Origin of the sequence: Actinoplanes sp. KI2 (genome assembly GCF_025630775.1) — a bacterium.
In the GTDB taxonomy this organism is placed as follows: domain Bacteria; phylum Actinomycetota; class Actinomycetes; order Mycobacteriales; family Micromonosporaceae; genus Actinoplanes.
This window is the reverse complement of the sequence record NZ_JAOSZE010000004.1, coordinates 280,752-298,778: the sequence shown is the minus strand read 5'-3', so window position 1 is coordinate 298,778 and position 18,027 is coordinate 280,752. Positions and strand designations below refer to the sequence as shown.

Here is an 18,027-nt window from a genome sequence, read left to right as displayed (position 1 = left end):
CCTAGATCTTCTCGATCGGGGCGTGCCGCATGATCAGCCACATCACCTGGTCGCCGAAGTCGATCTGGGCACGGGCGCCCGGCCCCTGCCCCTCGACCGCGAGGACCCGGCCCAGCCCGTACCGCTGATGGTTGACCCGATCGCCCACCGCGACCTTCGGCGTCTGGGGCAGCTCGCTGGCGGTCGCGAGCTTGCTCGGGTCGATGCCCAGCCGGCTGGCCAGCTGCTGCGCCTTCGGGGTGTTCCCGGCGAAGCCGCCGCCCCGCGAGCGGTCACCGCCGCCGCGGCCACCCACCCCGCCGCCGGTGCCCGACCAGGACGTGTACGACCCGGCCGTGCGCTCCCAGCGGATCAGCTCGGGCGGCAGCTCGTCGGTGAACCGGGACGGCGGGTTGTACTGCGGCTGACCCCACGCCCCGCGGGTCACCGCCCGGGACAGGTAGAGCCGCTGGCGGGCCCGGGTGATCCCGACGTACGCCAGCCGGCGCTCCTCCTCCAGCTCGGTGTTGTCGCCGAGCGCCCGCATGTGCGGGAAGACGCCGTCCTCGAGCCCGGTCAGGAACACCACCGGGAACTCCAGACCCTTCGCCGTGTGCAGGGTCATCAGCGTGACCACGCCCTGATTTTCCGGGTCGTCGTCGGGCAGCTGGTCGGCGTCGGCGACCAGCGCCACCTGCTCGAGGAAGCCCGCCAACGTAGCCGCCTGTTCCTCACCCTCCTCGGCCTGGGCTTCGACCCGCTCGGTGTACTCCCGGGCGACGCTCACCAGCTCCTGCAGGTTTTCCACCCGGCCCTGATCCTGCGGGTCGAGGCTCTCCTCGAGCTCGCCGAGCAGGCCCGACCGCTGCAACACCGCCTCGAGCACCTCCTCGGGCGGCGCGGTGGTGGACAGCTCGCGCAGGTCGTCGAGCAGCTGCACGAAATCGGCGATCGCGTTGGCCGAGCGGGCGGCGATGCCCGGCGCGTCCTTGGCGTGCCGCAGCGCCTGCCCGAACGAGATGCGGTCGCGCGACGACAGCGCCTCGACGCATGCCTCGGCCCGCTCGCCGATGCCGCGTTTCGGGGTGTTGAGCACCCGGCGGATGCTCACCGTGTCGTCGTCGTTGACCACCGCGCGCAGGTAGGCGAGCGCGTCGCGCACCTCCTTGCGCTCGTAGAAGCGCACCCCACCGACCACCTTGTACGGCAGGCCGACGCGGATGAACACCTCCTCGAAGACGCGGGACTGCGCGTTGGTGCGGTAGAAGACGGCCACGTCGCCGGGGCGGACCTCGGCCCGGTCGTGCAGCCGGTCGATCTCGCGGGCCACCCAATCGGCCTCGGCGTGCTCGGTGTCGGCCACGTACCCGACGATCTGCTCGCCCGCGCCCTGGTCGCTCCAGAGCCGCTTCGGCTTGCGCGACGGGTTCCGCTCGATCACCGCGTTGGCGGCCGAGAGGATCGTCTGGGTCGATCGGTAGTTCTGCTCGAGCAGGATCGTGCGCGCGTCGGAGTAGTCGCGCTCGAACTCCAGGATGTTGCGGATGGTGGCGCCGCGGAACGCGTAGATGGACTGGTCGGCATCGCCGACGACGCACAGCTCGGCCGGCGGCACCTCGCCCCCCTTCTCCCCCACCAGCTCCTTGACCAGCATGTACTGCGCGTGGTTGGTGTCCTGGTATTCGTCGACGAGCACGTGCCGGAACCGCCGCCGGTAGGCCTCGGCGACGTGCGGGTGCGACTGGAACAGGTGCACCGTGGCCATGATGATGTCGTCGAAATCCAGCGCGTGCGCCTCACGCAGACGACGCTGATACATCTCGTACGCCTCGGCCAGCGCCCGCTCGTTCGGACCCTTCACGTTGGCCTTGAAGTCGTCGGGCTCGACCAGCTCGTTCTTCAGGTTCGACACCTGGGCGGCCAGGCCCCGCGCGGTGTACCGCTTCGGATCCAGGTCGAGCTCGCGGATCACCAACTGCATGAGCCGCCGCGAGTCGTCGGCATCGTAGATCGAGAACGTGCTCTTGAGCCCCGCGTGATCATGCTCGGCCCGCAGGATCCGCACGCATGCCGAGTGGAAGGTCGACACCCACATCAGCCGCGCCCGCGGCCCGACCAGGTCGGCCACCCGCTCCTTCATCTCGCCGGCGGCCTTGTTGGTGAAGGTGATCGCGATGATCTGGCCGGGGTGCACGTCGCGGGCGGCCAGCAGATAGGCGATCCGGTGGGTCAGCACACGCGTCTTGCCCGAGCCGGCGCCGGCCACGATCAGCAGCGGCGACCCGGCGTGGGTGACCGCGTCACGCTGCGGCCCGTTCAGACCCGTGAGCAGCGAATCCGGGTCGAGTCGCCGCTTTTTCCGCTCCTGCTGCTCGCGCACCGCGGGCATGCTGAAGAGGGAGTTGTTCTGGGGTTCAGAGGAAGCTCGCATCGCGCTGGCAAGTCTAGGCCTACCATCCGACAAGAATTCGCGGTCACCGTGCCGAGGGGGTGCGACAGAGACAGCCGTCTGTTTCAATCAGCTCCAGCGGCGGTCCGGCCGAGGAGGCGCGGTGCGGGGCTACACGAGGGCTCGGCATGTCGGCGGCCTCGTGGTGGCCACGGTGCTCGCGATCACGATCGGGTCACTGATCACCTCGACGGACGAGCCCGCACGGGTCATCCCGGCCGGCGTCGCCGGGCCGAGCCCCAAGCCGCCCGACACCCTCCAGCAACTGCTGACCAAGCAGGCGGCGGCCCTCAACCGCGGCGACCTGACCGGCTGGCTGGCCCGGGTGGCGCCGCCGCTGCGACAGCGCTACCAAAACCTCTTCCGTACGCTCCGCGCCCTGCACGCCACAGTGGACTATCGCGCCGGCAACGCCGGCCGGGCCGTCCTGACCTACTGCTTCAGCCCGAAGTGCCCGCCGAACTCCCCGAAGATCGGCCAGAGCGTCCAGACGAGCGGCGGCAAAATCACGGCGTTGGCGATGACACCCGGCCCCGAACCGACCCCCTGGCAGCAGGGCGACCTGATCTTCGCCCAGGGCAGGCGGGTGACCGTCGGTGCCCCCAAGGCTCTGAAGGCCAAGCTCCCCGAGGTGGTCGAGCTCGCCGACGAGGCGGCCCGGATCGACGACCGCTACGCCGCCTACGCCGACAACCGCCAGGCCCGCTACCGCATCTATCTCGCCACGGACCGCACCTGGCGCACCTGGTACGGCGGCAAGGCCACCGAGTGGGCCGTCGGCTACATGCAGCCCCTCGGCCCGGCGGGCGCCGACGTCGTGATCAACCCGGGCCGGCTGCCCACCCGGGCCGCCCTGCGCGAGGTGCTCCAGCACGAGCTCGCACACGTCGCCACGATCGGCGGCGTGGCCACCCGGCACGAGGACATGTGGCTGGTCGAGGGCGTCGCCGAGTACATCGGCATGCAACCCCGGCGCGCTGCCGACACGTACAGCAAATCGGCCTTGCTCTTGCCCACCCGGCTGAACCCACCGCCGCTGCGCGACGGCGCGAGTGCCAAGGAGGTCGCCGCCTTCTACGCGGCCGGGCACTTCGCGGTGGACTGCCTGGTCACGCAGTTCGGCGAGCCGCGCGCGATGGAGTTCGCCCGGCAGCGGCTGCGGTTGGGCGCCTCGCTCGACGACGCGTCCCGCAGCGCCTTCGGCCGGCCGTTCGGCACGGTCGGCAAGACCTGCGTCAACATGATCGGACATCAATTTGTCACCCGCGAGTCGTAGCGCCCCGCGGCCCTGATGGATCAAGCTGATTCGACCCCTGTCGACTTGATCAGGAGACCGCACATCATGGCAAGACTGCGTCATCTCGCCGCGCCTGCCCTCGCCCTGGCCGTCCTCACCACCCTGCCGGCGGCCCGGCCCACCATAACCCCGGCCAGCACCCCACCCGCCGAGTTCCAGCCGGTCAGCGTCCTCTACGGCGGCCAGCACGGCGCCACGGTGCCGGGCCAGTTCCTCAGCTACAACGACTTCCACGGCGCGATCGACCCGCCGGGCGGCAGCGGCGCGGTGGTCAACGCTTCCGGCACGTCCACTCCGGCCGGCGGCGTGGAATACCTCGCGACGTACCTCAAGAAGCTGCGTGCCGAGGCGAAGCAGCAGGGCCGCCAGACGATCACGGTCGGCGCCGGTGACCTGGTCGGCGCGACGCCGCTGGTCAGCGCCGCGTTCCACGACGAGCCGACGATCGAGCTGATGAACCAGATCGGCCTCGAGGTCAGCTCGGTGGGCAACCACGAGTTCGACGAGGGCGTGGACGAGCTGATCCGCCTCCAGCGCGGCGGCTGCCACCCGGTCGACGGCTGCCAGGACGGCGACCCCTTCCGCGGGGCCAAGTTCCAGTACCTGGCCGCGAACACGATCGACAACAAGACCGGCCGCTCGATCCTCCCGCCGGTCTCGATCAAGCTGGTCGGCGGCGTCCCGGTCGGCTTCATCGGCATGACGCTCGAGGGCACGGCCGGCATCGTCAACCCGGCCGGCATCAAGAACGTGCACTTCACCGACGAGATCGAGACCGCGAACAAGTGGAGCAACGTGCTCAAGCTGTTCGGCGTGAAGGCTCAGGTGCTGCTGCTGCACGAGGGCGGCGCGCAGGGCTCGGCGACCCCGACCCCGGGCGTGTCCGACTGCACCAACTTCTCCGGCCCGGTGGTCGACATCGTCAAGGGCCTCAACCCGGAGATCGGCCTGGTCGTCTCCGGCCACACGCACCGCTTCTACTCCTGCACGCTGCCGAACTCGGCGGGGACCTCGGTGGTCACCAGCGCCGGCACCAACGGCCAGCTGATCACCGACATCGACTACTCGCTGGACCGGCGGACCGGCCGGTTCGCCGAGATCAGCGCCCACAACGTGATCGTCGAGAACGGCGTCGCGGACGGTGCCGGCGGCTGGAAGAAGGACGCGGCCGGCGTGTACCTGAAGAACCCGGACACGGTGGACGCGGCGGCCAAGAAGATCGCCGACAAGTACCGCACCGCGGTCGCGCCGATCGCCAACAAGGTCGTCGGCAGCATCACCGGCGACATCACCCGGACGAACACGGCGGCCGGCGAGTCCCCGCTCGGTGACGTGATCGCCGACGCGCAGCTGGCCCGTACGCTCTCGGACGGCGCCCAGATCGCGCTGATGAACCCGGGTGGCATCCGCTCCGACTTCGACGCCGAGGCCTCGGCCGGCGGCGAGGCGACCGGCCAGGTCACCTACGGCGAGGCGTTCACCGTCCAGCCGTTCAACAACCTGGTGGTCACCCAGACCCTCACCGGCGCGCAGCTCAAGGACGTTCTCGAGCAGCAGTTCCCCGGTTACCAGGGCCAGACCACGACGAAGATCCTGCAGGTGTCGAACGGGTTCACCTACACCTGGAGCGGGTCCGCCGCCCTCGGCTCGAAGATCAGCAACCTCGCCCTCAACGGCACGCCGATCGACCCTGCCGCCGCTTACCGGGTCACCACGAACGACTTCCTGGCCAACGGCGGCGACGGCTTCCGGCTGCTCACCGGCGGCACCAACCGCACCACCGCGCCCGGCTTCGACATCGACGCGCTGACCGCCTACCTGGGCAGCAACTCGCCGGTCGCGCCCGGCCCGGCCAACCGCATCACCACCATCGCGTAGTTCCTACGGTCCGCCGGGGTCATTCCCCGGCGGACCATTTCCCCGTACGGGTCGCAGCACCGCCAGGCCGTCCAGCAATCGCTGCAGGCCGAACTCCAGCAGGATGTCCAGACTGAACTCGACACCCTCGCCGACCAGCGCCCGCGTCATCATCGGCAGCCGACCGCCGGCCAGCGCCGCGGCAACCCGCTCGTGCTGCGTCTCGAACCAGTCCTGGTCGGTCATCCCGGTCTCCTGGACCGCCTGCTGCTCCTCCTCCAGATTCACCGCCGTGCCGCGCACGTAGTTGGCGAGCGTCGCCGCCGCCGAAAGCTGCACCGCCGGCTCGAATCCGCCCGCGTCCAGCGCGGCCATCGCCCACTCGGTGTGTGCCATCGCGTTCGGCGCCGGCAACGGCCGGCTGAACGAGATCGCCTGCGCGAGCCAGGCGTGCCGCCGGTACAACTGCCACTGCAGCCGGGCCAGCGCCTCCAGGCAGGCCCGCCACCCGTCGGTCGCCGGCGAGAGCGCGGGCGGCGGGGTGCCACCCATCACCTCGTCCATCATCAGGAGGACGAGCTCCTCCTTGTCGGCAATGTGGCGATAGACCGACATCGTGGGAATGCCCAGCTCGCCGGCCAGTCGCCGGATGGAGAGCCCGGTCAGCCCCTCGGCGTCGGCGATCGCGACGGCCGTGCGCACCACCCGCTCCCGGTCCGGGCCGCCCGCAACGGCGCCGGTCGCCACCACCGTCCCGTGCCCGCGCCGGGTCTGCACCAGGCCGCGCTCGCGCAGCGCCGTGATCACCCGGGTCGCGGTCGCCATCGCCACGCCGTACTCCGCCATGATCTGCCGGGTCGAGGGGACCCTGGCACCGGGCGCGAGGTCACCCGACGCGATCCGGGCGGCGATCTCGTCGGCGATCCGCCGGTAGGCGTTCACACGACCCCCTAGTGCACTAGTGCACTCCACTATAGAGCACCACCTCGAATTGGGGGGTTAGCACTACCGACGCGGTATCTAGTGCACCAATACGGTGTACGAATGATGACTGATGCGGTCCAGCTGGAAGCACTCACCAAGACGTACGACGACACCGTGACCGCGCTCGCCGGGGTCACCGCGTCCTTCCCGGCCGGCAGCTTCACGGCGGTGATGGGCCCCTCCGGCTCGGGCAAGAGCACGCTGCTGCAGTGCGCCGCCGGCCTCGACCGGCCCACCTCGGGCCGGGTGGTCATCGCCGGCACCGAGCTCACCACCAGCGGCGACACGGCGATGACCAAGTTCCGCCGGCTGCGGGTCGGCTTCGTCTTCCAGGACTACAACCTGCTGCCCTCGCTGACCGTCGAGCAGAACGTGGTGCTGCCGCTGCGGCTGGCCGGCAAGCGGGCCGACCGCCGACGGGTACGGGCCGTCCTCGACCAGCTCGGCCTCGGCGACCGGCTGGCGGACAGCCCCGAGAAGCTCTCCGGCGGCCAGCGCCAGCGGGTCGCGGTGGCCCGTGCCCTGATCACCGAGCCGGCCGTCATCTTCGCCGACGAGCCGACCGGGGCACTCGACATGCGCAGCGCCCGCGAGGTGCTCGGGCTGCTGCGCGCCGTGGTCCACGAGCACGGCGGCACGGTCGTCATGGTCACCCACGACCCGGCGGCCGCGGCGTACACGGACTCGGTCCTGTTCCTGGCGGACGGCCGGCTGGCCGGCTCGCTGCGCGGGCCCACCGTGGACGCCGTCGCCGAACGCCTCGCCCACCTCGGCGACGCCGCCGTCGCCGCGTGACCATGTGCCGCTTCTCCGCCCCGACCCAGGAGGTCGTTCCGTGTTCGCCGTAGCCCTGCGCAACCTGCGTCACCGTCCCGGCGGCTTCGTCGCGACGTTCCTCTCCGCGTTCCTGGGCGCGACGCTGCTGATGGCGTTCGCGTCCCTGCTGGACACCGCGCGGTCCGCCGACTCGGCCAGCGCCGGATCGCTGCGCACCACCGCGAGCGTCGGCGGCGGCTGGTGCCTGGTCATCGTCGCCTTCGCGGTCACCTCGACGCTGAGCCTCGCCGTCCGCCGGCGCGCCGACCAGATCACCCTGCTCCGCCGGGTCGGCGCCACCCGCCGTCAGCTCCGCCGCATGATCGTCGGCGAGGCGGGTGCGGTGGCCCTGGCCGCCTCGGCGATCGCCGTCCCGGCCGGCCTGATCCTGGGCCGGGTCCTGCTCCAGCTGCTGCACAACACCGGCCAGGCCGCCGAGTCGGTCGGCTACGCCTTCGGCCCGATCGCGCTCGGCGTCGGCTTCGGCGTCACCCTGCTCGGCTCGCTCATCGCCGGCATCGTCACCGCCCGGCGTACGACCGCTCCCGCGGGCGCGGTGGTTCGGCGCCCGCTGGCCCGCCGCCTGTTCGCCACCCTGTTCCTGGTCACCGGCGCGAACTGCGCGATCCTGACCGCCACGGTGATGGACGGCAAGGGGATCGACGCGATGCAGACCGCCGGGCAGGCCGGCATCTGGGCCGCGATCGGCCTGGCGCTGCTGGCTCCCGAGCTGCTACGCCTGGTCACCGCGGTACTGGGTGGCCCGATCCGGGCGGTCGGCGCGACCGGCGAACTGGCGGTGCTCACCGTGCACACCCGGGCCCGCCAGCTGGCCTCGGCCGTCATGCCGGTGCTCATCTTCACCGGCGTCGCCACCGGCACGGTCTACATGCAGGCGGTGGAGAACAAGGCCGCGGCCGGCCAGATCGAACCCGACTACGCCCGAGACATCAAAACCCTCAACTACGTGATAGTCGGCATGATCACCCTGTTCGTGGCGATCATGCTGGTCAACACCCTGATCGCGGCGACCGCCCGCCGCCGGCGCGAGTTCGCCCAGCAGCGGCTGGCCGGCGCCACCCGCGGGCAGTTGCTGGGCATGGTCGCGCTGGAGGGCCTGCTGGTCACCGTGACCGGCACGCTGGGCGGCACCGCGGCCGCGATGTTCACCATCCTGCCGTTCGGCTCGGCCCGCGCCGGCCACCTCTGGCCCGACTCCGGCCCGGCCGCCTACGTGACGATCCTGGCGGTGGCGACGGCCCTGACCGCGGCAGCCATGCTGGGCGCAACCCGGCGCACGACGCGAGGACCAGCCACGGCGGCGGTCCGCGCAGACTGACCGCCCGGCCCGCCCAGCCAACGCCCCGGCCCGCCCAGCCAACGCCCCGGGCCCGCCCGCCCAGCCAACGCCCCGGCCCGCCCAGCCAACGCCCCGGCCTGCCCGCCCAGCCAACGCCCCGGCCCGCCCAGCCGACGCCCTGGCCCGCCCAGCCGACGCGCCTTCTCGGCCGGATCCCCGACGCGCCTGCCGACCGGGTGCCCGACGCGCCTGCCGGCCGGGTCCCGGCGTTCCTGCCCAGCCGGGTCCGCGCCGCCCCGCCCGCCATGCCCTGCCCCAACCCGCATGGCCCACCCCAGCCATGGCGGCCCCACCCCAGCCGCGGCCCGACCCGACCCACATGGCCCACCCGGCCATGGCGGCCCGGCCCAGCCCGCATGACCCACTCAGCCATTGCGGGCCACTCAGCCAGCCGCGGCCCGGCCCAACCCGCACGGCCCACCCAGCCGGCGCGGCATACCCAGCCCGCCGCGGGCCGGTCGGGCGAGAGCCTCGCCGAGCGAGTGCGCCCATGAACCCCGGCCACATGCCGCACGGACCGCCCCGCTGTGGACACCGCCCCGAAAGTGTCGGACCCGGGTGCCAGACTCACCCCACCCAGTGACCGGGGTGGGGACCAGTGGGCATGAGTAGGCACCGAATGGGCGACACAGTGCGGGGCGGTGCTGGGGTTACACGCCGTCGAGGTGGTCGATGGCGTCCCACGCATCGGGCGGTTTCCTTGCAAACGGGTTCGGGACGGGGGCATACTCGGCTCGTGATCCAGCAGACGCGATTTTTTTACTACGGCACCGGAAGTCCGGCGACCGTAGGCCGCGTCTGAACGACAGACCTACTTCAAGCCCCGGGCTTCCCAGCCCGGGGCTTGATGCTGCCCGGGCCGGGTCGACCGGGGCGCGAGCACCCGAGGAGCACGACATGACCGCCGACGTGGTGGACCAGACGACCGGGGCGGGCGAGCCCCTGGCCGCCGACGAGATCCGTGCCATGCGCGAGCGCATCGACGAGATCGACCAGGCCATCATCGACCTGTGGCTGGAGCGGGCGCGCCTCTCCCAGGCGGTCGGCAAGACCCGCATGGCCAGCGGCGGCACCCGCCTGGTCCTGTCCCGCGAGCGCGAGATCGTCGACCGCTTCCGCGCCGCCCTGGGCCCCGACGGCACCCAGATTGCCCTGATGATCCTCCGCGCCGGCCGCGGCCCCCTCTGACGGGCGTCACGTCCCAGCCGCTCGACGGGCCGCACCGTCACGCGCCCGACTGAGACGTGGCCCGCCGCTGCCCGCGCCGCGCACGAACTCCCCAAGCCCGGAGCGTTCGCGTCAACCGTCACGCGCCCGACTGAGACATGGCCGGCCGCTGCCCGCGCCGCGCACGAACTCCCCAAGCCCGGAGCGTTCGCGTCAACCGTCACGCGCCCGACTGAGACGTGGCCGGCCGCTGCCCGCGCCGCGCACGAACTCCCCAAGCCGGGAGCGTTCGCGTCAACCGTCACGCGCCCGACTGAGACGCGGCCGGCCGCTGCCCGCGCCGCGCACGAACTCCCCAAGCCCGGAGCGTTCGCGTCAACCGCGAACACCTACGCCTCAAGATCCGGGCGCCGGGTGACTCGTACGAAATTCAGTAGCGGTGGAGGACGTCGCGGCTTTCGGCGTAGTGGCAGGCGCTCGGGTGCGGTGAGCGCTGCCGGACCTGCAGCAGCGGCTCGTGGTCGGCGCAGTACGGCTGCGCCTTCCAGCAGCGGGTGCGGAAGCGGCACCCGGACGGCGGGTCGGCCGGCGACGGCACGTCGCCCTCGAGCACGATGTGGTCGCGGCGGCCGCGCAGGCGCGGGTCGGGCACCGGGACCGCGGAGAGCAGCGCCTGCGTGTACGGGTGCGTCGGCTGCTCGTAGATGGCCATGTGGTAGCCGGTCTCGACAACCTTGCCGAGGTACATCACGGCGACCCGGTCGGAGATGTGCCGGACCACGGACAGGTCGTGGGCGATGAAGATGTACGACAGGCCGAGCTCGCGCTGCAGGCGCTCGAGCAGGTTGATCACCTGGGCCTGGATCGAGACGTCGAGGGCGGAGACCGGCTCGTCGCAGACGATGATCTCGGGGCGGAGGGCGAGCGCGCGGGCGATGCCGATGCGCTGGCGCTGTCCGCCGGAGAACTGGTGCGGGTAACGGTTGAGATGGTCGGGGTTCAGGCCGACCAGGTCGAGCAGCTCCTGCACGCCGCGCTCCCGGCCGCCGCGCGGTACCGCGTCGGGGTGAATCGCGAACGGCTCGCCGATGATGTCGCCCACGGTCATCCGGGGATTCAGCGACGTGTACGGGTCCTGCAACACCATCTGGATGTTGCGACGCGCCCGGCGCAGGCTCTGGCCGGACAGGCGAGCGATGTTCTCGCCGCGCACCATCACCTCGCCGCTGGTCGGCTTCTCCAGGCCGACCAGCAGCTTCGCCAGGGTGGACTTGCCGCAGCCGGACTCGCCGACGACGCCCAGCGTCTCGCCGCGGCGCAGCTGGAGGTCCACGCCGTCGACCGCCCGGACCGCGCCGACCTTGGACTTGAAGACGATGCCCTGCGTGATCGGGAAGTGCTTGACCAGGTTGCGGGTCTCGAGCACGAGGTCGCGTACGTCAGACACCGAGGACCTCCCGGATGAAGTGGCAACGGGACTCGCGGTGCCCCGCGATCCGGTACGCGGGCGGTTGCTCGAGCCGGCAGATCTCCCGGGCGTAGCCGCAGCGCGGGTGGAACGCGCAGCCGTTCGGGATGTCGGTGAGCGCCGGCGGCAGGCCACGGATGACGTTGAGCTGCTGGCCCTTGAGGTCCAGTCGCGGGATCGAGGCGAGCAGGGCCTCGGTGTACGGGTGGGCCGGGCGCGCGTAGATGTCGTAGACCGGCGCCTCCTCGACCACCTTGCCGGCGTACATGACCGAGATCCGGTCGGCGACGTCGGCGACCACACCCATGTCGTGCGTGATCAGGATCAGGCCCATGTTGCGCTGGTGCTGGAGCTCGGCGAGCAGCCCCATGATCTGCGCCTGGACGGTGACGTCGAGGGCGGTGGTGGGCTCGTCGGCGATCAGCACCTCGGGGTCGAGGGCCAGCGCCATGGCGATCATGACGCGCTGGCGCATGCCGCCGGAGAACTGGTGCGGGTAGTCGTCGATCCGTTGCCGGGCGGCCGGGATGCGCACCTGGTCGAGCGACTCGATGGCGCGCTGCTTCGCGTCCTTGCGGGACAGGCCGCGGTGCTTGCGGAACAGCTCGGCGAGCTGGAATCCGACCGAGTAGACCGGGTTCAGCGCGGAGAGCGCGTCCTGGAAGATCATCGCGATCCGGTTGGCGCGCACCTTGCGGCGGTCCTCTTCGGAGAGCCGCAGCAGGTCGACGCCCCGATAGAGCACCCGGCCGCCGGTGATGTGCGCGGGCGGGGTGTCCAGGATGCCCATCACCGCCTGCGCGGTCACCGACTTGCCGCAGCCCGACTCGCCGAGCAGCGCCAGCGTCTCACCGGCCGACAGGTGGAAGCCCGCGCCGTTGACCGCTTTGGCTACCCCGTCGCGCGTACGGAATTCGACGTGCAGGTCCTCGACTTGCAGCAGCGGTGCCCTCGGGTCGAGGCCCGGCAGCGCGTCGATCTGCGCCCTGATGTCTGTCACTCCGGTCACCGCAGCTTCGGGTCGAAGGCGTCGCGTACGGCGTCGCCGAGCATGATGAAGGCCAGCACGGTCGCGGCCAGGAACACCGACGGCCAGATCAGCGGGCCCGGCGCGACGCGGACGTACCCGGTGGCCTCGGAGATCGAGATGCCCCAGCTCACCGCGTTGCCCTTGAGCCCGACGCCGAGGAAGGACAGCGTGGCCTCGCTGGCGATGTTGATGCCGAGCAGGATGGTCAGCACCACGATGAACGGTGCCATCGCGTTCGGCAGGACGTGCCGGAAGATCAGCCGGCCGGGGCCGGCGCCGAGCATCCGGGCGGCCGCCACGTAGTCCTGGTTCTTCGCCGTCATCACCGAGGAGCGCATGACGCGGGCCGCGGTCGTCCAGCCGAGGATGCCCAGGGTGAGCGTCACGGCGAGGACGCCGTTGCTGTTGCCCGGGTCGGCCGAGAGGCGCTTGCCCAGCACGATCGCGCCGAGCAGGAACGGGACGCCGAGCATGACGTCGACGAAGCGGGACAGCAGCGCGTCGAGCCAGCCGCCGAAGTAGCCGGCCGACAGGCCCACGGCGAGGCCGATGACGCCGGCGATCAGGACGCTGAAGACGCCCACGACGACCGAGTAGCGGGCGCCGTACACCGTCTTGGCGTAGACGTCGCAGCCCTGGAAGTCGTACCCGAAGATCGCGCCGCCGCTGGCGCCCTTGTGCTGGCGGTTGAGCACGCAGTCGTGCGGGTCGGCGGAGGTGAACAGGGACGGCCAGATCGCCATCAGCACCACGATCACGATGATCACCAGCGCGGCCCAGAAGATCTTGCTGCGCCGCAGGTCGTGCCAGGCGTCGGCGGCGAGGCTGCGGGACTTGCCGCCCGGCGCTGCCGGCGCTTCCGCGACCAGGGCGTTCATGTCACTCATAGCGAATCCTGGGATCGAGTACGGCGTAGAGCAGGTCGACGAGCAGGTTCACGACCAGGAACACGATCACCAGGAAGCTGACGAAGCCGACCACGAGCGGGCCGTCCTCGGTGCGGATGCCGCGAAAGAGGTTGAACCCGACCCCGGGGATGTTGAAGACCTTCTCGGTGACGATCGCGCCGGACATCAGCACGCCGATGTCGACGCCGATCAGCGTGATGACCGGGATGAGCGAGTTGCGCAGCACGTGTACGCCGATCACCCGGCTCCGGGCGAGTCCCTTGGCCCGCGCGGTCCGCACATAGTCGGCGCGCAGGTTCTCGGCGACCGAGGCGCGGGTGACCCGCAGCTCGGTGGCCACGACCAGGCTGCCCAGCACGGCCGCGGGCAGCAGCAACTCGTACAGCGTCGCGTCCTTGCCGGCGGTCGGCGGGAACCAGCCGAGCTTGATGCCGAAGATCAGCTGGGCCAGCGGCGCGAGCACGACGATCGGCATGGCGAGCACGACCAGCGTGCCGAACAGCGTGGCGTTGTCGAAGATGCTGCCGCGCCGGATGCCGGAGATGACGCCGGCGGCGATCGCGACGGTGGCCGCCATGATGATCGCCAGCACCGCGAGCCGGAGGGTGACCGGCCAGGCGTCGGCGAGCATGTCGGAGATCTTGCGGCCGGTCAGCGACGTGCCGAGGTCGCCGGTGAGCAGCCCCTTCACGTAGTACCAGTACTGCTTGAGGAAGCCCTCGTCGAGGTGGTAGCGCTCGGTGAGCGCGGCCCGCTGGCTGACGGTGAGCGGACGCTCGCCGACCAGCGCCTGGAGTGGGTCGTCCTGCACCGCGAACATCAACGCGTACACGACGAAGGTGGCGCCGAAGAAGGTGAGGACCATCTGCAGCAGGCGCCGCACGATGAAGCGGAACATGTGAGGCCTTTTTTGCAGGACGAAATGCGGTGGCGCCACGGTGTCACACGGACCGCGGCGCCACCACCTTCACGGGGAAACTACTCGGCGACTTCGATCTTGTAGATGTCGACCTTCTGGAACAGGTCCATGCTCACGTTGGTGACCTTCTCCGAGTGGCCGAACACGTTCTGGCCGAACCGGAGCGGGATGACCGGCATGTCCTGAGCGAGGATCGCCTCGGCCTGACCCCAGAGCTTCTCGGCCTGGGCCGTGGTCTTCGCGTCGTTGCCCTGGCGGACCAGGTCGTCGAAGGCCGAGTTGCTGTAGCCGTAGTAGTTCGAGGAGCCGTCGGTCGTGTAGAGCGGACCGAGGTAGTCCTCCATCAGCGGGTAGTCCATCACCCAGCCGAGCCGCATCAGGCCGACCGGCTCCTTCTTCTCGACCTTCTTGAGCAGGTCGGCGAACTTCGGCTCACCCACACCGGTGCAGTTGATGCCCAGCGAACCCTTGATCTGGTTGCACATGGCGTCGACCCAGGCCTTGTGACCGCCGTCGGCGTTGTACGTGATCTTGATGTCCTTGGGCCCGCCGGCGGCGGTGTACAGCTGCTTGGCCTTGACCGGGTTGTACTCGCAGTTGTCGCCGCAGGTGTTCGCCTTGTAGCCCTCGACCACCGGGGAGACGAACGACTTCGCGGGGGTCTCCGAGCCCAGGAAGATCTGGTCGGTCATGTCCTCGCGGTTGATCGCCATGGACAGCGCCCGGCGAACGTCCCGGTTGGAGAACTCCTTCTCGAAGGTCGGGAAGCCGACGAACGCGAAGCTCGAGCTCGGGCTCTTCTGCAGACGGTTACCGAGATCGCCGGACGCCGAGGCCAGGCTCTCGATCGGAATCTTCGTCTGCACGTCGAGGTTGCCCGCGACCAGGTCGGCGTACTGCGCGCCCTGGTCCTGGTAGATCTTCCAGGTGATGCCGTCGACCTTGGGAATCGTGCCCTTGAAGTCGGCGACCTTCTCCACCTGGATCTGCGAGTCGTGCCGCCACTTCCCCTTCATCTTGAAGGGGCCGTTGCCGATCGGGGCCTCGCCGTAGTCCTTCGCGAGCACGCCGTCGCTGGAGAACGCGGCCTTGGGCATGGGGTAGAACGAGTCGTACCCCATCACCGTCGCCCAGCCCGCGAAGCCGGAGGTCAGCGTCACCTGGAAGGTCGTGTCGTTGATCTTCTTGAGCCCGGCGAGCTTCTGGGCCTTGGGCTCGCCGGCCTTCTTGGGACCGTCGCCGTCCGGGTCGACCGCCTGCATCGCCGCGAATCCGTCGATCTTGCTGAAGAAGTACGCGCCGAGCTGGCCGTTCGGGCCGTACGCGCCGTAGTTCCACGCGTTGATGTAGTTGTCCGAGGTCACCGGTTCGCCGTTGCTGAACGTGAACCCGGGGCGGAGCTTGATCGTCCAGACCTTGTTCGCCTTGTCGTGCGTGATCGCCTCGGCGGCGACCAGGTACGGCGTGCTCTTCTCGTCGAAGCGGACGAGCGGATAGAACAGGGACGACAACACCGAGGAGCCGTTCATTTCCGTGGTGTTGGTCGGAATCAGGCTTTCCGGCTCGGAGATACCGATGCTGATGGTGTTCGGCAGGGTCTCGTCGTCGTCCGAGGAGCCGCTGGAGCAGCCGGCCGCCAACAAGGCGATGGCGGCCGCTCCGGCCGCCACCTTCCATGGGCCATTCCCACGCATGTGGAGGATGCCTCCTTCAGTGCGCTCACGGGGGTATGTGAGTCGCCCGCAACTGTGACACAGCGAAACCGGAACCCCGAGAGCCTGTTACCAAGCCGATACTCGCCACGGCCCTTTCAGGTAACTTTCAACAACCGTCTGAGCTGGGCTTATGCCCTTCTGTACAGGGATCACGACGCAGCGTCAGACCAGTCGGCGGTCGGCCGCCCACCGTGACAGCTCGTAACGATTGCTCATTTGGAGCTTTCGCAGGACGTTGGAGACATGCGTCTCGACCGTCTTGATCGAGATGTACAACTCCTTGGCGATCTCCTTGTAGGCGTACCCCCGGGCGAGCAGCCGCAGCACCTCGCGCTCGCGGTTGGTGAGCTGATCGAGCTCGGGATCGGCGACCGGCACGTCCGGCCGGGAGGCGAACGCGTCCAGCACGAACCCGGCCAGCCGCGGGCTGAACACCGCGTCGCCGTCGGCCACCCGCTTGATCGCGGCGGCCAGCTCGTCCGGCGAGATGGTCTTGGTGACGTAGCCGCGGGCGCCGGCTCGGATCAGGCCGATCACGTCCTCGGCCGCATCCGACACCGAGAGCGCCAGGAAGCGTACGTGCGGGTGGCTGCGGCGCATCGCATCGAGCACGGCCCGGCCGCCGCCGTCCGGCATGTGCACGTCGAGCAGCACCACGTCCGGCTCACTCGCGGCGATCTTGCTGATCGCCTCCGGCACGGTGCCGGCCTCGCCGATCACGTCGACGTGCACGCCCAGCTCGGCGCGCACGCCGGCGCGGAACATCGCGTGGTCGTCGACCAGGAAGACTCGGAGACGGCCGCCCTCGGTCTCGCTCATCGTGCGGACTCCTTCCCAGCGGTCACGCTCTCTCGGGTGGTGGGCAGCATGAGGCGCACCTCGGTCCCCTCGCCGGGCGTGCTGCGGATCTCGGCGCGACCGCCGTGGCGTTTCATTCGCCCGATGATCGACCCTCGGACGCCGTGGCGCGACTCCTCCACGCCGTTGAGGTCGAATCCGGCGCCCCGGTCGCGGACGAAGACGCTCAGCTCGTCGGCCTCGACCTCGGCGTACAGCGAGACGCTCTGCACCCCGGCGTGCCGGGCGGCGTTGACCAGGGCCTCGCGGGCGGCCGCGACAAGCGCGGCGACCCGCTCGTCGCACTCGGTGTCGCCGACCACGACCGTCTCGACGCTGATCGCGTACGTGTCCTCGACCTCGGCGGCCGCCTGCTCGAGCGCCGCCGCGAACCGCTCGGTCGGCGAGGCGGTCGGCTTGTAGAGCCAATTGCGCAGGCTGCGCTCCTGGCCGCGGGCCAGCCGCTGCACCTCCTTGATGTCCGCCGAGTTGCGCTGGATCAGGGCCAGCGTGTGCAGCACCTGGTCGTGGATCATGGCGGCCACCTCGGCGCGCTCCTGCTCCCGGATGCGGCCCTCGCGCTCGGCGCGCAGCTGGTTGAACATCCGGTAGATCAGCGGCGCGGCGACCACGCCGACGCCGAGCAGGCCGACCAGCGCGAAGATCACGCCGTTGACCACCACCGAGAACGAGACGCCCGGGGCGTACACCGCGACCACGCCGATGATGCCGGTGGCGATCAGCACGCCGCCGCCGACGAAGCGCAGCAGGAAGTAGCGCCGGTCGCTTTCCGCCACCACGGCGGCCAGCCAGGGCGTCTGGGGCAGGTTGCCGGTCCACTGGCCGCGACGGGACGGATCGGACTGGTGCCAGATGATGCCGACGCCGACCGCGACCACCGCGATCAGCCAGCCGACCGTGCCGGCCACGCTGTTCTTGAAGACCAGGGACTGCAACAGTACGACGCCCAGGCCGATCGCCGCGAACGGCAGCAGCTTGCCGAGGTCACGTCGCGCCGGCTCGGCGCCGGTGGGAACCTGTTGCGGTAGGACGGCCCAGAACACGGCGTACAGCAGCAGGCCGAGACCGCTGAACCCGAGAAGGACGACCAGAGCGATGCGGACCGCCAGCAGCGGCACACCCAGATGCTCCGCCAGGCCGGCGGCGACCCCGGCGATGATCCGGTGGTCGCGCGGCCGGACCAGCCGGCGGGTGGGTGGGTTGACGGCGGCGGTGATGAC

The 18,027-nt window shown here is 70.5% G+C and carries 14 protein-coding genes; 5 read left to right on the top strand and 9 right to left on the bottom strand.

Going from position 1 to position 18,027, the window contains the following annotated elements:
* Nucleotide 1 precedes the first annotated feature (1 nt).
* Nucleotides 2–2,368 carry a DNA helicase PcrA gene (gene pcrA, locus ODJ79_RS06400; protein WP_263022376.1) on the bottom strand — a complete coding sequence of 789 codons (2,367 nt, stop codon included), beginning with the start codon at nt 2,366–2,368 and terminating at the stop codon, nt 2–4.
* 163 nt (nt 2,369–2,531) lie between these two features.
* Between pcrA and ODJ79_RS06395 the strand changes: the two genes are divergently transcribed.
* On the top strand, nt 2,532–3,704 hold the full coding sequence (locus ODJ79_RS06395; protein ID WP_263022363.1) for a hypothetical protein: 1,173 nt from the start codon (nt 2,532–2,534) through the stop codon (nt 3,702–3,704).
* A gap of 66 nt (nt 3,705–3,770) precedes the next feature.
* Complete coding sequence (locus ODJ79_RS06390; protein ID WP_263022362.1) at nt 3,771–5,603, top strand: bifunctional metallophosphatase/5'-nucleotidase; 1,833 nt, start codon at nt 3,771–3,773, stop codon at nt 5,601–5,603.
* Nucleotides 5,604–5,606: 3 nt separating this feature from the next.
* Here ODJ79_RS06390 and ODJ79_RS06385 read toward each other — a convergent pair whose 3' ends face one another.
* A complete protein-coding gene (locus ODJ79_RS06385) occupies nt 5,607–6,524 on the bottom strand; it encodes a TetR/AcrR family transcriptional regulator C-terminal domain-containing protein (protein ID WP_263022361.1) in 918 nt (305 codons plus the stop codon).
* A 105-nt stretch (nt 6,525–6,629) separates the two neighbouring features.
* On the opposite strand from ODJ79_RS06385, the gene ODJ79_RS06380 reads away from it, so the two are divergent.
* From ODJ79_RS06380 to ODJ79_RS06370, 3 genes are all read left to right on the top strand, one after another.
* Complete coding sequence (locus tag ODJ79_RS06380) at nt 6,630–7,361, top strand: ABC transporter ATP-binding protein (RefSeq protein ID WP_263022375.1); 732 nt, start codon at nt 6,630–6,632, stop codon at nt 7,359–7,361.
* Between the two features lie 40 nt (nt 7,362–7,401).
* Nucleotides 7,402–8,721 carry an FtsX-like permease family protein gene (locus ODJ79_RS06375; RefSeq protein WP_263022360.1) on the top strand — a complete coding sequence of 440 codons (1,320 nt, stop codon included), beginning with the start codon at nt 7,402–7,404 and terminating at the stop codon, nt 8,719–8,721.
* Between the two features lie 918 nt (nt 8,722–9,639).
* Complete coding sequence (locus tag ODJ79_RS06370; RefSeq protein WP_263022359.1) at nt 9,640–9,930, top strand: chorismate mutase; 291 nt, start codon at nt 9,640–9,642, stop codon at nt 9,928–9,930.
* A gap of 409 nt (nt 9,931–10,339) precedes the next feature.
* Here ODJ79_RS06370 and ODJ79_RS06365 read toward each other — a convergent pair whose 3' ends face one another.
* The 7 genes from ODJ79_RS06365 to ODJ79_RS06335 form a co-directional block, all read right to left on the bottom strand.
* On the bottom strand, nt 10,340–11,356 hold the full coding sequence (locus ODJ79_RS06365) for an ABC transporter ATP-binding protein (protein ID WP_263022358.1): 1,017 nt from the start codon (nt 11,354–11,356) through the stop codon (nt 10,340–10,342).
* Nucleotides 11,349–12,377, bottom strand: a complete 1,029-nt coding sequence (locus tag ODJ79_RS06360) for an ABC transporter ATP-binding protein (RefSeq protein ID WP_263022357.1) — start codon at nt 12,375–12,377, stop codon at nt 11,349–11,351. The genes ODJ79_RS06365 and ODJ79_RS06360 overlap by 8 nt, the downstream gene beginning before the upstream one ends.
* Before the next feature lie 5 nt (nt 12,378–12,382).
* Nucleotides 12,383–13,294 carry an ABC transporter permease gene (locus tag ODJ79_RS06355; protein WP_263022356.1) on the bottom strand — a complete coding sequence of 304 codons (912 nt, stop codon included), beginning with the start codon at nt 13,292–13,294 and terminating at the stop codon, nt 12,383–12,385.
* The gene (locus ODJ79_RS06350; protein ID WP_263022355.1) at nt 13,287–14,213 is read right to left on the bottom strand and encodes an ABC transporter permease; all 927 of its coding nucleotides are present in this window, start codon (nt 14,211–14,213) and stop codon (nt 13,287–13,289) included. The genes ODJ79_RS06355 and ODJ79_RS06350 overlap by 8 nt, the downstream gene beginning before the upstream one ends.
* Before the next feature lie 80 nt (nt 14,214–14,293).
* Nucleotides 14,294–15,928 (bottom strand): ABC transporter substrate-binding protein, encoded by a 1,635-nt coding sequence (locus tag ODJ79_RS06345; RefSeq protein WP_263022354.1) that lies wholly within the window; start codon nt 15,926–15,928, stop codon nt 14,294–14,296.
* 183 nt (nt 15,929–16,111) lie between these two features.
* A complete protein-coding gene (locus ODJ79_RS06340) occupies nt 16,112–16,768 on the bottom strand; it encodes a response regulator (RefSeq protein ID WP_263022353.1) in 657 nt (218 codons plus the stop codon).
* Nucleotides 16,765–17,991 carry a PspC domain-containing protein gene (locus ODJ79_RS06335; protein WP_411267266.1) on the bottom strand — a complete coding sequence of 409 codons (1,227 nt, stop codon included), beginning with the start codon at nt 17,989–17,991 and terminating at the stop codon, nt 16,765–16,767. The genes ODJ79_RS06340 and ODJ79_RS06335 overlap by 4 nt, the downstream gene beginning before the upstream one ends.
* Between the last annotated feature and the right edge of the window lie 36 nt (nt 17,992–18,027).

What these genes read in the sequence shown, in the direction of transcription:
- pcrA (WP_263022376.1), bottom strand. Translation starts at nt 2,368, where the DNA reads ATGCCCGCGGTGCGCGAGCAGCAGGAGCGGAAAAAGCGGCGACTCGAC.
- ODJ79_RS06390 (WP_263022362.1), top strand. Translation starts at nt 3,771, where the DNA reads ATGGCAAGACTGCGTCATCTCGCCGCGCCTGCCCTCGCCCTGGCCGTC.
- ODJ79_RS06380 (WP_263022375.1), top strand. Translation starts at nt 6,630, where the DNA reads ATGACTGATGCGGTCCAGCTGGAAGCACTCACCAAGACGTACGACGAC.
- ODJ79_RS06370 (WP_263022359.1), top strand. Translation starts at nt 9,640, where the DNA reads ATGACCGCCGACGTGGTGGACCAGACGACCGGGGCGGGCGAGCCCCTG.
- ODJ79_RS06355 (WP_263022356.1), bottom strand. Translation starts at nt 13,294, where the DNA reads ATGAGTGACATGAACGCCCTGGTCGCGGAAGCGCCGGCAGCGCCGGGC.
- ODJ79_RS06350 (WP_263022355.1), bottom strand. Translation starts at nt 14,213, where the DNA reads ATGTTCCGCTTCATCGTGCGGCGCCTGCTGCAGATGGTCCTCACCTTC.
- ODJ79_RS06345 (WP_263022354.1), bottom strand. Translation starts at nt 15,928, where the DNA reads ATGCGTGGGAATGGCCCATGGAAGGTGGCGGCCGGAGCGGCCGCCATC.
- ODJ79_RS06340 (WP_263022353.1), bottom strand. Translation starts at nt 16,768, where the DNA reads ATGAGCGAGACCGAGGGCGGCCGTCTCCGAGTCTTCCTGGTCGACGAC.